The sequence below is a fragment of the Mycetohabitans endofungorum genome, assembly GCF_002927045.1.
GTDB lineage: Bacteria > Pseudomonadota > Gammaproteobacteria > Burkholderiales > Burkholderiaceae > Mycetohabitans > Mycetohabitans endofungorum.
Genome location: NZ_PRDW01000007.1, coordinates 35,251 through 50,945, shown reverse-complemented (window position 1 = coordinate 50,945; position 15,695 = coordinate 35,251). Strand labels below are relative to the sequence as shown.

The window sequence follows — 15,695 nt, the reverse complement described above, 5'->3', positions numbered from 1 at the left end:
CAAGTGCCTACGCTGTACAGCGGTTTTTAACAGCGTCACGTTCTACGGTACCCATGCTTACTAGATTAAGCAAAGAATCGATTGTTATTTCACCGGATAGAAATTGTTCTTCGAGTTCACTGGCGAACGAATGCGGTGGCTCAAACTGACGGTATGACTGGGGCGCACCATTCGCTGCCGAGCCGGCTTGATTGACGCCGTTTAGCCAAGTGACCACCTCTGCGCGATGATTTTCGACAAGGTACGCTGATAACGTCGTCACAGTGGGATAGTCAAACAGTATCGCCGCGCTCAACTCGACGCCAAGCGCTTCACCCAGGTAGTCAACAAAGCTTGCGCCAAGAATCGAGTCAAGGCCGTAATCAGAAAACGGCTGCTCGCTATCGACCTGTGCCGCATCGAGCTGCAACGCGCTGGCCAGCCCTTGCACCACCAGCGCAGCGACCGCTTCTTGCGAAACACCATTTACTTGAGCGGTAGCCACCGGATCAAGCATGGGCGCTGACTCACAGCCATTGACAAACTCAACATCGCCACGCTGCCCGCCGGCCAGCCGGGCGCTTTCCGCCGGGTATTGGTCAAGCAGATAGTCAACCAGACTGTCCAGCGTCGGATAGTCAAACAGCAATGCGGTATTAAGCTCTGTACCTAGCGCCTCCTCCAAATCACCGACAAAGCTGACGCCAAGAATTGAGTCGATGCCGTAATCAGCAAACGGTTGATCCGTCATAATCCGCTCTGGCGCCAGTTGCAGCGTTTTGGCCAGGCCGTTGAGCGCCACCGCGGTCAGTGCGTCGCGGCTGTCGCCGTTTCCGGCCCCATCAGCGCTGCGCTGCTGAGCGCAGTTAGTCTGAAGCTCAGGACTGCTGTGCTCCTGCGCTGGGCGATTCGCTAAAGCTGCACACGCGTAACCATCGCTCTGAGCGACGATAATCTGCTGGCCGAGGCAATGGGCGCACTGCGCCGGAAAAGCAACGTCGCAGAACCCGGTTTCGCCCAGCACGCTGGCCCAGCTTTTTGGATAGAGCGCCGGCGTGCCAGGAATCCTCAACTCAGGGTCTTCGTACAGCCACCAGCCCTTGAGCAAACCAAAAGTGAGATGGGAGAACAGCGATATGTCGCTGATCTCGTTCATCACTAGGATCCCGCCGCGCCGCAATACCGCGTTGGCGTGACTTAGGGTGCGGCGAATTCTGCCAGTGGCATGCAACACGTTGGCCGCGATCACAATATCGTAGTGATTTAGCGCCAGTCCCTGGCCTTCCGGCGACTGTTCGACATTCCACAGCTGGTAAGTGAGGAAAGGATGGGCCGGACCATACGTTTTTTTAGCGTACATCAAAAATGCCTTGGACATATCGGTGTAGCAGTATTCAGCGATATGCTCACGCCAAGGCTGTAGCGCCGGCAACACGATTGACGTGGTGCCCCCGGTGCCAGCGCCAATCTCGAGGATCCGAATTCGACATTGGGGATCCTTGGCCAGTAGCGCTTCGATGTGCTGCTGAACCACGCCAGCCACCACCTGATTGAAGTAGTCAGACAACGCATTATTGCGATAGACCCCTTCGACCTTCTCCATCGATGACTTGGGGAAAATGACATCGGTTGCCTGGACCCGGCCACTGAGTATCGCCGGAAGCTGTTGCAAGCAGGCGTCAACCAGCTCAACCTGGGCCTTGCGCTGAACAGAAGCCCTCAACTCGCCGCTGAGTTGGCGCCAGCGTTCAGCCAGTTGTTGTTGCTGAGAAAACGCGCTGTCATTGGCGCAAATCTGCGCGCCACGGCGCAACACCAGACCATGCTGTTGCAGCAGATCGATACAGGTTGACCACCAGCGACTATAGTTGTCGCCAATGCCAGCCTGACGGCGCATCACTTCGCTATCTTCGAAGCATCCCGGCTGTTCAAACAGTCCCATGCGGCACAGCTGGACGAACGTCATGCCGGCCATCGCCTCATCGAAAGGCATGGGGTCATGGGCAGCCAGCAGCGGTGCAGCGGCAACGCGGTAGCGCTCAACGCCATCAATAGGCCTGCGGTCACCGGTGTTTGCGAGCACAATGGGCTGCGGTTGCAACTGCATTAATTGCTGCACGGGTGCTGAAGCCGCCATGCAGATAACATGATCAAGCTGGCCCCGGCTCAGTGCCTGAACAAAGCGGGCGAAACATTCAAAGCCGTCGCGATCCTCCAATGCACCGGCGTGGCGGCTCATCGGTTGCGCCGACGGGTCAACCGCCTGTTGCTCCGTAAGTGACGAAAGCCAAAATCCCCAGTTAATTGCGCCTACCGGAAAAGCAGCATGGTGCCGCAGGCTGCGTACCAGGCTGTCGCAGAAGGTGATCCCGGCAGCATAAGCGCCCAATTTAGCTGCGCCGGAGAAGGCAAAGCTTTGCCCCGATGAGAAGTAGCACATGAAATCCAGCGGCTCATTGGCAAACGCCCGGTAGAACTCAATGCCGCCGCGGCTTTTCACGTCCAAAATCTCGTGGAACTGTGCCTCTGGCATTCGGGTAAGGGCATCCTCATGGTTGAACACCACGCCAGAGAAAATGGCTCCGTTGATCATGCTGTGGCGCTGCTTGATCTGCGCTACAGCGCGCTGCAGCGATGCCAGATCGTTGGCGTCGGCCTGGAGGTACGCCAACTGCGCTGGATCGACCGCACGACCGACACTGCTCAAGCAACGATCCAGTCGCCGTCGCACTTTGGGATCGTCCGCCCCACTGCGCCCCAGCCAAATTACATTGGCTTGATAGTCGGCAAGCAGGTAGCGACTGATGATCCCGCCCACTGTACCGCTACCGCCGAGAATCACGTAAACGCCGCCGCGCTTGAGCGCCGGGGTGACAAAATCTGTGTTGGCTCGCACCGGCTGCTGGGCTTGCCAGGCCAAGCTGAAGATGCGGCGGCGATAGCGCTGGCCTGCGCGCAGGCACAACGCGTCACCACGCGCCAGCCCGCGCTCACTTTGCAACTGACGCACCCATTGCGCCAGACACCGGCTATCGGCCAGCTCACGACTGTCAACATCGATATGACGCACCCGGAATCGATGCTCGCCCTGAGCAATGGCATAAGCCATGCCGGTCAGACCGCCGCCAAAGGCGTTGACTGGCTCACCGGCAATGTCAAAGTTGTTTTGGCTAATGATATAGCTGTCAATCGCTTGACGACCGCCATGCTGCTTGAGCCACTTGATCAACCGGAGCAACAAGATCTCGTTATATCGCGGGCTGTCGAGTAGCGCCTGCCAATCGTTTGGCTCGCCTGAGCCGCCGATAAAATAAAAACAATCGATCGCTGGATAGCCACCGAGACAACAATCCAGTGCTTGCGGATCCGCCACATCCAACAACCAGTGATCAGTGGCCACCAAACGGTTTAGCTGTCCCGGCTCCACTCGAATGACCCTGCCGCCGCCGTCAACGAAATCCGCGTTGGCGAGGTACTGGCTCGCGATCGCTTCGGCAGCGGCCGCGGCCGACGCACAGGCGACAATCAAGACGCAACGGTGCTCGCTGATCAATGGCTGATCGTGTTGCCCATCGGCCTGCCAGCGCGATACATAGCTCAGTCGATCACAGACGGTTGACGCCACCGACGCAGCCGCCGTCTCCATCGCGTTTGCGGGTTGGGCCGGGACTTGGGTTATCTCGGCCACTGCACGCTCGTCACTGGCGATACGCACGCGGGCAGAGGGCTCGCTATTGGGCAACCAAAAGGTCTCGCAGGCAAACGGGTAGACCGGCAAGCTAATCCGGTATGGCCGCGGGCCCGGGCGTTCAGCATGCAGCAGCGACCAGTCGATCGCCTCGCCGTCCACCCATAATTGCAGCAGTTTGTCGAACTTACCGTTAGCCGCCCAGTGACGGATAACCGGTGTCCAATCCTCATCGGCTTGAGTGGCCATCCGTTCGCGCTTGACGTCGCCCACATAGATGCCGTCACCCGCCTGGCCGCCGCTGTCGATAAACTGCCGCAGCTTCATCGCTAGCGCGACGGGCGTCTCAGCCACCAGGCCAAGCCGCGTCGCCATCTTCTCCCGGCCGGTTTGCAGCGTATAGGCCAGGTTGGTCAAGTCAGCACCCGACATAGACGGCCGGGCTTCAACATAAGCCAGCAGCGCCTTGGCATAGTCGCGCAGGCGCTCGCCGTCTCGGGCCGACAATAGAATCACCTCAGCGCCACGATGGTTTGGCAGCTCGCGGTATTCGTTGTGCTCCTGCAGCAGCACATGCGCATTCGCGCCGCCAGCGCCAAAGGACGAGACGCCGGCGATGCGCGGTCCTTCCGCTGCTGGCTGCCAGTCGCCCAACACCTGTTGCAAGTAAAACGGCGTGGCGTCCAATGTCAAGTTGGGATTCAGTTTGGCGGCATGCAGGCTCGGCGCAATCTGCTTGTGCTTGAGCTGAAGAATCACTTTGCTGACGCCGGCGATGCCGGCCGCGCCTTCTAAATGGCCAATATTCGATTTCACCGAGCCCAGCGCGCAACGACCCAGATCGACGCCGTCCATCGCAAAAGCTTGGCTCAGCCCGCTCACCTCGATCGGATCGCCTAGCTCCGTGCCAGTGCCATGGGCCTCGATATAGCTAATCTGGCTTGCGTGCAGCCCGGCTTGCTCGATTGCCAGGCGGATCACTTTGGCTTGCGCTTGGGGATTGGGTACGGTGTAACCGTTGGTCTTACCACCATGGTTGACTGCCGTGGCACGGATGACGGCATGGATGTTATCTCTGTCCGCTAACGCCTGCGACAGTGGCTTCAACAACAGAACGCCGACACCCTCGCCGGGCACGAAACCGTTACCGCCTGCTCCAAAGCTGCGACAGCGACCGTCTTTCGACAGCATTTGGCCGGCACATAACTCGACGTAGTTGGACGGATGCAAATAGAGGTTGACGCCACCGGCGAACGCCATTCGGCACTCACCGCGACGCAGGCTTTCGCAGGCCCGATGCAGTGCAGTCAAAGACGATGAACACATGGTATCCACCGGTTCGCTCGGCCCGTTTAGGCCCAGGACATAGGAGATCCGGTTGGCCGTCGAGCTAAACGAGGTGCGCGGGAATATCAGATGACCTTGTTCACGCAACGCCGGCCCATAGAGGCCGTATCCGGTTTTGGTGATCCCGGCGAAGACACCGACATTGCCTTGGTAGTGTTCGACCAGATCCGCCTTGGTGATACCGGCATCTTCCAGCGCGTGCCAGCAGGATTGCAAAAACAGCCGTTCTTGCGGGTCCATGTTGACCGCCTCACGAGGCGAGATATTGAAAAACAGCGAATCAAAATCGGCAAAGCCATCAACAAAACCACCCCACTTACTGTAGCTACGGCCCTGCTTCAGCGCTTGCTGCACGGAGTCGACATAAAAATCCTGCAGCGACCAACGATTCGCCGGAATTTCGCTGATGCAGTCGCGTCCCTCCTTGAGGTTGCGCCAATACTCGTCGAGATTAGTGGCTTGCGGATAGCGACCACTCATGCCGATCACCGCGATGGGCTCAACCGCAGCAGCAGCCACCCTCGGCTCAGCAGCCGTTACCCTGCGCTCAGCCACCGTCGTTTCCGGCTTGGCGGTCCCTGGCTCGCGTTGGCTCAAAGCTTGACGCTGGATTTGCTCGCAGCTTTGCTCTTCGACCAAGCCGCTCCACAACAGGCAAGCGCGATGATGCCGCTCCACCAGATAGCAGGTCAACTTGTTCAAACTGTGGTATTCAAAAAACAGCGTTTTCGACAGTTGGCGTTCCGCCGGCTGCAGCGACGTCATCCGGGAGAAAGCGTCTTCCAGCGCCTTGTTGAGCCGGGTGATCATAATCGAGTCGATGCCGTACTGTTCCAGCGGCGCGTCAGACTCGACACGCGCGGGCGGCAGCTTGGTGACTTCACAGAACACTGCCTTAAGTCGCTCAAGCGTGGCGGCGGCCAGCCGCTCATGATCCACAGCGGCATCGGCCAATGTCACCGAGTCTTGCACGCTGCTGCCAGCCGCAGCCAGCACCGCGGCCAACTCTTCAGCGCCTGACGCAGCGGTGAAATGACCGCGGATCTGCGACAGATCGCCTTCGATGATTAATAACCGTTCCAAAGCGGCATTCAGTCCCAGTTGTAATGCGTTGACGCCATGGACCGACTGCATCGGTGCCATCCCGGTCTTGCGGCGAATTTCGGCCCGATCGGCAGCGCTAATCTGCATGCCACCGTCCCGCCACAGCGGGTAATTGATTGACATCGTATGGCCAAATCGCTGGCCCTGCTCCACCCACCTGTTGCGCAAGCTGGCAAAGCGGTCCATAAACGCATTAGCCGCGGCGTAGTCAGCCTGCCCCACGCTGCCCAGCACAGCCGAGCACGAAGAAAACAAGACAAAAAAGTCTAGATAAAGCCGACGGCAAGCCCGATCCAGCAGTTCGGTGCCGATAACCTTGGCAGCAAACACCTCGGCAATGTCCTGGGGGGACTTGCGTGCGAGTAGCCGATCCCTATTGACACCTGCGCTATGCAGCACGCCGTTAAGGCCGCCATGTTTGGCGCAGATTTCAGTGATCAACTGCTCAAGCGCTTCGGCATCGGTCAGATCGACCCGATAGTAGCTGACTTGGGCGCCGGCGTCGCGCACTTGCTGCAGACGCGCCTGCTGCTGCTGGTCGAGAGCCGAGCGGCCGATCAGAATCAAAGTCGCCTCGCGGCACTGTGCAGCGATCGCGTTGGCGAAAATCAGCCCCAGGCCACCTGCGCCGCCAGTAATCAGGTAGACGCCCCGATCTTTCCAGCCTGCCGCCGCGCCATGCCTGTTTATCGGTTGGCCCGCAGCGACATCGTCAGCCAGCTCCTGCCATTGCAGCTCCAGGCGACCACCGTCAGCGCCGCTTCGCTGCAATACCGAACTGCCGCTGCGGTGCGTCTCAGAGAGCATCGCCGTTAGCTCATTCAGCTGTAATGCTGGCAATGGCTTGCCAGCCTCAACCTCGACCAACAGGCAACGCGCGCTGAGTGTGGGCTGCTCTAGGCAAGCCGTTTTCAGTAGGCCATCGAGACCCGCGTAAAGCAAACTGTCCGACGCGTGCTCGGCAATGGCCAATTCAATGTGCACTCGGCCACTCAGCTTTTGTAGACGCAGTAACAGTGCAATCGCCAGCTCTTGATAACGCGCTGCCGGCGTGCTTTTGTTAGAAGCCAGGACCTCACAGCTGAGCGCGCCTGCTGCAGCGGTAGACAAGGATTGCCATTGCGCCACCTGTTCACTGCTGAACCCGACCAAAAACAGCAAGCACTGGCCAGCCCCATCATCAACGTTTTCACCGACAGGCTCTTGCCAAACAGGCCGCGCGAGGAACAAACCCGTAGCAGACTGCGGCAGGTCCTCACCCGTTGATTCACTCATTGCATTTGGCGCTTCAATCACGCTCTGCGCAGCGATGACCGACCGCGCAGTTTGATCGACCCAGTAACGCTCCTTAGCAAACTGGTAACTCGGCAGGTTCAGACGCGTTGCCGATCCGGCCGGCCACCGCGTCGCCCAGTCGATTTCGGCTCCGCCGACCCATTCGGTGGCGAGTCGACCAGCTTCGTCGTCCAACGATACTGGTAAATCGCCGTTGGCCAGCCGTGCCAGTTGGACTTGCAGCTGCGGAACATTGTCGGCTACCACCGCCGCCCGCACCCGCATAGGCTCTCTAGCAGTCTGTAAGGTAAAGGCCATATTGGCCAGCAGCCCCTGCTGCGACGATGCGTTTTTGTCCAGCCAACGCGCCAGCGCCCGGGCATTGTCTTGCAAGCTTTCAGCGGTTTTGGCTGACAAGGGAAAAATCCGGCTGACAGTCGGTGGCGCCGGACACCGGTCAACGGCTTGTCTCGGTGGGTAGTCACCGATGACCAAGTGGGCGTTGGTGCCACTATGGCCAAAAGCGTTCAGTGCCGACAGCAGCCGTTCGCCGCCGGTTGGCTGCCAGTCAATCGCTTGGCGGTTGATATAAAACGGCGAGCCCTCCAGTTCAATCAACGGGTTGAGCCGTTCGAAGCCGGGCATTGCCGGCAGCTTGCGATGCCGCATCGACAGTAGAATTTTGATTAAGCCGATTACCCCGGCACCCGCGGCCGCGTGGCCAAGGTTAGCTTTGGCGCTGCCCAATACACAATATCCGTGGGCATCGGTGAACTGACGGAACGCGCGGATCAATGCGTTGGCTTCGACCGGATCACCGAGCCGGGTGCCGGTGCCATGGGCCTCGACATAGCTGATCTGCGATGGGTCGATCGCGAACTTACGATAGGTGTCGCGGATCAACTGCTCCTGGGCGTCACCGTTTGGCGCAGTAATGCCGTTGCTGGCCCCGTCCTGGTTCACCGCCGACGCTTCAATGACACCATAGATTGGATCGCCGTCGGCCTCGGCATCCTCCAGCCTTTTCAACACCACCATGCCGACACCTTCGGAGATCACCGTGCCGTCGGCTGCCGCGTCGAACGCGTGACATTGGCCACTGGCGCTGAGCATGTCAATCGCCGACAGGCTGATCAAGCCCCGCTGATCCAGCAACGCGTACACACCGCCGGCTAGCGCCATATTGCTTTCTGCGTGACGCAAGCTTTCGCAAGCTTGGTGGATCGCCACGGCAGACGAAGAGCAACCGGTGTTGACGACCATCGCCGGCCCTTTCAGGTCGAGGAAATAAGACAGTCGGGAAGCCACAATCGCCTCAGAGCCACCGGTAAAGGAGTCATGGTGATAGCCACCGGGCTCCGCGCCGACGTAGACGCTGATCGCACGGCCCGCCAGCGTCATCGGGTTGTAGCCCGCGTCTTCGAGCGCCTTCCAGCTTTCCTGCATCACCAACCGCTGGTGCGGCGTCATCGACTCCGCTTCGTGAGGCGTGAGATTGAAAAACAGGGGATCGAAGCAGTCACGGTTCTTCAGTATCCCTGCCCATTTGCAGTAACTCTTGCCTGGCTGCTTATCGGCACTGTAGGCACGGGGATTGAGATAATGCTCCGGCAGCTCTTGCACGCTATTGTGTCCGGCCAGCAAGTTATCCCACAGCTCATCGACATGATCAGCGCCAGGAAACTGTCCAGACATGCCGATCACCGCAATCCGTCCACTAGCGGCCGTGCTCGCCGACGAATGGGCGCTCAAGGCTGCGTCGATAGTCGTTGGCCGATCCACGCCACCTAGCGCAACGGCCATGACTGGGCTCATCGTCGCTGCCACGGCAGCGACTGCCGGCGGCTGTATCTTCGATGTGTCGTTGGTTACGGCCGTGGCAGAACGGGCATCAATCGGTTCAGCTAGCGTCCGTTTGATTGGCTCGCCATACGTGTTTAACAAATAGTCCCGCAGCTTAGCCACCGTGGACTGTTCAAACAAGACCGCACTATTGAGCTTGATTCCCAGTTGATGACTCAAATGCTTGACAAAGCCCACCCCAAGGATCGAATCCACGCCATAGTCGGAAAACGGCGTGCGTAGCGCGATGCTCTGTGCGTCAGCCTTAAGCGTGTTGGCCAAAGCATCGATGATCAATTTCTGCAGTTTACCGGCTATATCTTCGCATTGTCCGGCCTGGCTTGCATGGTGATCGTTTAACATTGAGTCGTTGTTTTCCAGTTGGCGCGCCGGCGTGGCTGGGGCTGGTTGTCCCATGTCTTGCAGGACTAACCCGTCACTATGGGCGGTGATGATTTGTTGGCCTAGCGTGACCCCGTGATTGATCCGCAGACTGACCTGCTTGAAGCCCTCACTGCACAGCAGCTCAGTCCAGCTGTCATCGGCCAATAACGGCGAGCCGGGGATCCGCAGTGGTTCATCTTCGTACAGCCACCAGCCGTCGAGAAGGCCGAAGGTCACAGTCGCCGCTGTGGTCTTGCGGTTCAGCTCGTTTAAAGCCAGCAGACCACCACCGCGTAGCATCGCCTTGGCGTGGGCTAGCGTGCGGCGCATATTGGCTGTCGCATGCAGCACATTGGTGGCAATGACGATGTCGTAACCGACAGCTGCAGGGTTGCTATCGTCAACAGCTTGGCTGATATCCAAAATTCGGGTCGTGAAGTAAGGATGGTCAGTCGCGAAACAGCGCTCGCCATGCTGCAAGAACGCGCGGGAAATATCGGTATAGCAATATTCACCGATTTGCCCAGCCAACGGCTGCAGCGCGGGCAGCAGCCTTGCAGTGGAGCCACCCGTGCCAGCGCCAATTTCAAGGATACGCACCGGCCGCTGAGGATCCGCCTCGATCCGGCGGCGCACATCATCGGTCACCACCGCCGCTAGTTGATCGTTGAAAAAATCCGACAGCGTATTTTGTTTGTAGATTCCTTCGACCTTGGCCATCGAACCGTCGGGGAACAGCAGATCCGTGGGCTGAATCTGCCCAATCAGAATGTGCGGTAGCTGTTGCAGGCAATCGTCGATCAAAGCCACCTGAGCGCGACGATCACGGTCTTCCAGGTAACGATCACGCTGCTCCCGCCAAGCAGCCCAGATCGCTGCGCGGCGCTCTTGGGCAATATGTACTGCCAGGCCGAAGGTCTCGCCCTGCTGCTGTAGATAGCCATGTTCTACCAAGATTGCCAAGCATTCGTGCCACCAGCGACGATACCTGTCGCTGATCCCTGCCTGCCGTCGCCAGGCTTCAGCGTTTTGCTGACCTGATGCGGTGAAAATCCCGAGCGTCTGCAACTGGATCAACAGCAATACGGCGATCGACTGATCAAGCATCCGAGGATCAAAGATTTGCTGCAGCCTGGCAAGCTCGGCGGGCTCCAGCTCGACGCTCTGCGCAGGTTGCGCTGGCACGGCAAGTGGGTCCAGCTTGTACTGCCGCCCCTGCGGCACAGCCATCAACTGACGCACCGCCGTTGAAGCCTTGATACACAACAACCGGGGCAGCGCGCCGCCGGCCAAGTTGGCGACAAAGCGGCTGAAGCAGGCAAACCCTTCGTCATCGTCAAGCGCATCCATGTGTTGGCTGATCGCCTGCGGTTGCAGCGACGCGCGCCAGAACCCCCAGTTGATCACGCCGACCGGGAAAGCCGCCGCGGGGCGGATCGCGTCGGCAAAGGCATCTGCAAAGGTGATGCCGCACGCATAAGCTGACAACTTGGCCGCCCCGGAGAACGCAAAGCCCTGGCCGGAAGAGAAATAACAGAGGAAATCGAGTGGCTGCTCGGCAAACGCCTGATAAAAATGGATGCTGCCGCGGCTCTTAATTTCGAGAATTTGCCTAAATTGCGCTTCCGACGTCTGTTGGATGCTGTTTTCAAAGTCAAAGACCATGCCGGAGAACATGGCGCCATTGATCCGCCCATAGCGTTGTTTGATCTGCGCCACGGCCTGCTGCAACTGCGACAGATCCGTCGCGTCGGCCTGGATATAGTCGACTCGGCCATGGAAGGGGGCCGCCGTCACACTTTGCTGCACCTCGCGGCTGTCAGCGGCCTTGCGCCCCAGCCAGATCACGCGCGCCTGATAATGCTCGATCAGCTGGCGACTAATCACCTGACCGATGACACCGCTGCCACCCAGAATGACATAGACCCCTTGACGCTTTAGCGCTGAACGGCTGTCACCGCTCACTGGCAGGGCCAATGGCGTCAACTGTTGAACAAAACGCTCGCCTCGGCTGAACTTGATCAGCTCTCCCCGCTCTGAAGCGGGTTCAGCAAAGATTTGTGCCAGCAACCGCTGCCGACTGTCTCGCGTGTCTAACTCCACGGAGCAAATATCCAGGTTGCGAAGTTGCACCCGGTGATCACTCTGGGCCATCGCATAACCCAACCCGGCCATGCCCGCTCCCAGCGGATTGCCCCCTCGTTGTTCACCGGCAAAAGCGTAACGATCCAGCGACAACAAGAAACAATCTACCCACGCGTCGGCGGCTATATGGTGCTGCAATGCCTTAAACAATCTTAGCAGTGGCAATTCGTTGTGCTGCACGCTATCGGCTAGCATCAGCGGCGTGACGTCGCTCTTGGCTTGCGCGCCAATCACGATAATCTGCGCCACCTTGCCGACCGCCGCGAGGATCTGCGCAAAACCTTGCGGATCCTTGTAACCACAACGCCAACGCCCTACCGCTAACTCGGCAGTCGCTCCCGTACCGCAGTCGATCTGCACCACCGTGCGGCTATCGCGATAATGATCAGCCAGTGCCTCTAGCAGCAGCCCAGTGGCAGCGCCGCGTTGCTCCGCCGCCACGAGCACAATCGCTCCAGGGCCTGCCAACGTGGCCCGCTCGGCCGCCGCTTGCGGCTGCCAGCGCGGCAAATAACAGCAATGGGATAAATCGCTATCGGCAAACACTTCATCATCGCGCAACGGCAACGACTCTGCCCGCTGAACCTCGACGCCGCCGTGACACGGGGCAGGGTGTGCCAGTCCGGGCATCCAGTAACTATTTTTGGCGAATGGATAACCTGGCAAGCTCACCCGCATCGGCTGCCGATAAGCGCGGTCAAGATAGAGCCGATTCCAGTCAATTGCGCCGCCACGCACCCACAACGCCGCCAATTCGGCCAACTCACGTTGTTCCAACCAACGGTCGATTTGCTTTTGCGATTCAGCGTCGGACCACTGCGCGTCGAGCGCCTCGTCAAACGGATCGACATGGCCATGGAACACATCGTCGTTAGGCTCGCCAGTGAGCCACCGTGCTAGACGACGTCGCAGATCTGGAAGGGCGTCAACGATGAGCGCTAGCCGCACGTCCATCGCTTCTCGTCCCACTTGTAACGTAAAGGCCAGATCGGCTATTTCAACTTGTTGACCGTCTTCACTATCAAGGTAAGCCTGCAATCGGGACACCAACTCGGCCAAGCGCTGTTGATCGCGAGCCGACAGCAGGATCAACCAGGGACCGGCTGCGGCGGGTCGTTGATCTACCGCGCCACTATATTCCTCGACAATTAACGACGCGTTAGCACCGCCAGCCCCAAAAGAGGAAATCGCCGCGATCCGCGTGTCGCCGTTGGCTTGCCACGGCGTCAACTGCCGCTGCACCCGAAATGGCGTACCTTCAAAATGAATTTTTGGATTGAGCTGCTCGGCGTGCAACGAAGGCACCAGTTGGCGATGCTTTAATTGCAGCAGCACCTTGCTTAACCCAGCGATACCCGCTGCGCTTTCACAATGGCCGATATTGCTCTTGACTGAGCCAATGGCGCAACCCTGACTGGCCACGCCGTTGCGATTGTCAAAGGCTCGACTCAAGCCGCTGATCTCAATCGGATCGCCCAGTGCGGTGCCAGTGCCATGGGCCTCAATATAACTAATTCGGCTGGCGTCGATCGCTGAGCGCGATAGCGCTTTTTCTAATACACGCTGTTGGGCGCCAGCGCTGGGCACGGTATAGCCGTTGGTCTTGCCGCCGGCGTTAATCGCGCTGCCACGAATCAGCCCATAGATCTGGTCACCATCGGCAATCGCCTTGTTCAGCGGTTTGAGCACCACCGCGCCCACTCCTTCGCTATCGACGAAGCCGTCGGCGTCACCGCCAAAGGCACTGCATCGCTCGCCTGGCGACAGCATCATCATCTCGCACAGATTGACGTAGTGGCGCGGATTGACGATCAAGTTAACGCCGCCTGCAATCGCCATCTCGCAGCTGCCGTTAGTCAGGCTTTCAATCGCCAGATGAATCGCTGTCAGTGATGACGAACAGGCGCTGTCGACCACCAAACTCGGTCCCTGTAGATTCAGTTGATAGGACACCCGATTGGCAATCGACCAATAGTTGCTCATCGGGTTATAGCTGCCGTTCATGACCCCGACAAACACCCCAACCTCACCCTGTCGATACAACGTTGCCGGGTTGTAGCCCGCGTCTTCGATACTGTGGTAGGCCACTTCAAGGAAAAGTCGCTCTTGCGGATCCATCCGCTCAGCTTCGCGGCGGGAGATTCGGAAAAACGCCGAGTCAAACTGATCAATGCCCTTCAGGAAGCCACCCCAGCGGGTGTAGATGTGGTCGGCCTTTCCCTTCTCCGGATCAAAATAACGGCGCCAGTCCCAACGATCAGCCGGAATTTCGTCGATCGCGCAATGGCCACCGGCCAGGTTACGCCAAAATGCAGTCATCGACTCTGCGCCGGGATAACGACCGTCAAGACCGATAATAGCGATCGTGTTCTTGCCGGCCTGCCCGATAAAGTCGCCCGTCGCCGGGACGCGATCGACATCTGGCGTGCCATTGACCTCCAACGCCGGCTGCGCATTGGCCTGCGGCACAAGCTGTACAACGGCTGCGGCCCCCTTGTTCGGTTCAACGCTGGGCTGCCCCAACAACGCTTCCAGCTCGTCTTTTCGATGCTGAATAAAATACTCAGTCAGCGCCGCCAGGGTCGGCATTTCAAAGAACAACGCACTGTCTATAGCTTCGAATTGCTCATTAAAGGCATTGGTCAGCCTAACCACCAGAATTGAGTCTAGCCCGTACTCCTCCAGCGGACGAGACAAGCTCATTTTGTCTGCCGGAATCTTCAGCGTTGACGCCACCAATTCCCGAAGGTAGTCGCTCACCCGCCGCCGCCAACTACCCGACGCTATGCCATCCTGCGTCGGGTTGGAATCGCCATCACGCTCGCTGGCGATGGATGGCCGCGCGATCGGCCGCTCCGTCTTTGCGATAGGTTGACGCACGATACCGTCACTCTGGGCAACGATGATTTGTTGACCTAGGCCGTGGGCCTGTTTGGCGGGAAACAAAACCGGGCTAAGCCCCTCCTGCTCCAGCACCGCCTGCCAGCCAGCCGGCGACAATCCAGGACAACCAGGAATACGCAATGCGCGATCCTCGTAGAGCCACCAGCCTTCTAGCAGACCGAAGCTCAAGTGGGTAAACAACGACGCTTCACTGATTTCGTTGAGCAACAACAATCCGCCTTTGCGCAAAACGGCCTTGGCGTTGCGCAAAGTCTGGCGGATCTCCGGCGTGGCATGCAACACATTGGTCGCCACCACCAAATGATAACGATCTGTAGCGATCCCCTGCTCCAGGCAAGAACGAGAAACATCGAACAACCGGGTTTGTAAAAACGGGTTATCCCGGCCAAACTCATGAGCACCATGCTGTAGGAAGGCATGGGACAGATCGGTATAGCAGTATTCATCGATATGCGCCCGCCATGACGCCAACGCAGCCAGCAACCCTGCCGTGGTACCGCCGGTGCCTGCACCGATCTCGAGGATTCGCAAAGGCTCAGCATCGTTAGGACGGCTTTCGACATAGGCTAACGCCGCTTCGATCAGGACCCGATTGAAGTAATCGGAGATCCTGTTGTGTTTGTATACCCCTTCCACCAGCGCCATCGAGCCACCAGGAAAAATGACGCTAGTCGCCGACTTCTCGCCAGTCAATACAGATGGCAGGTCCTTCAGACAAGCGTCAAGCAACTGCGCCCTGGCTGCCAAGTCACTATCCTGACGCCAACCCGCTAGCCGCTCGTGCCATTGCTGCCATAACGAGTCGGGGTCGCCGACCTCAATATTCGCAACATACTTCAGGCTTTCGGCTAGCCAGAGGTAGAGGTAATCTGGCGTGGCGTTACCGTGCCGCGGCGCAAGGCGTTGCAAATCCTCGCTGCGATGTAGCCCCAATCTGTGCAACTGGATCGCCAGTAGGCGGCACGCCAGCGCTTCAAGTTCACCGGCCAGCGTTGCTGTAGTCTGATTTGCGTCTGTTAGCATGCTT

At 58.7% G+C, this 15,695-nt stretch carries 1 protein-coding gene; it reads right to left on the bottom strand.

Annotated features, from left to right (window positions below; genetic code table 11):
* Positions 1 to 7: 7 nt before the first annotated feature.
* Positions 8 to 15,691: an SDR family NAD(P)-dependent oxidoreductase gene (locus tag B0O95_RS08340; RefSeq protein WP_104077488.1), complete on the bottom strand. Its 15,684-nt coding sequence runs from the start codon at positions 15,689 to 15,691 to the stop codon at positions 8 to 10.
* Positions 15,692 to 15,695: the final 4 nt, after the last annotated feature.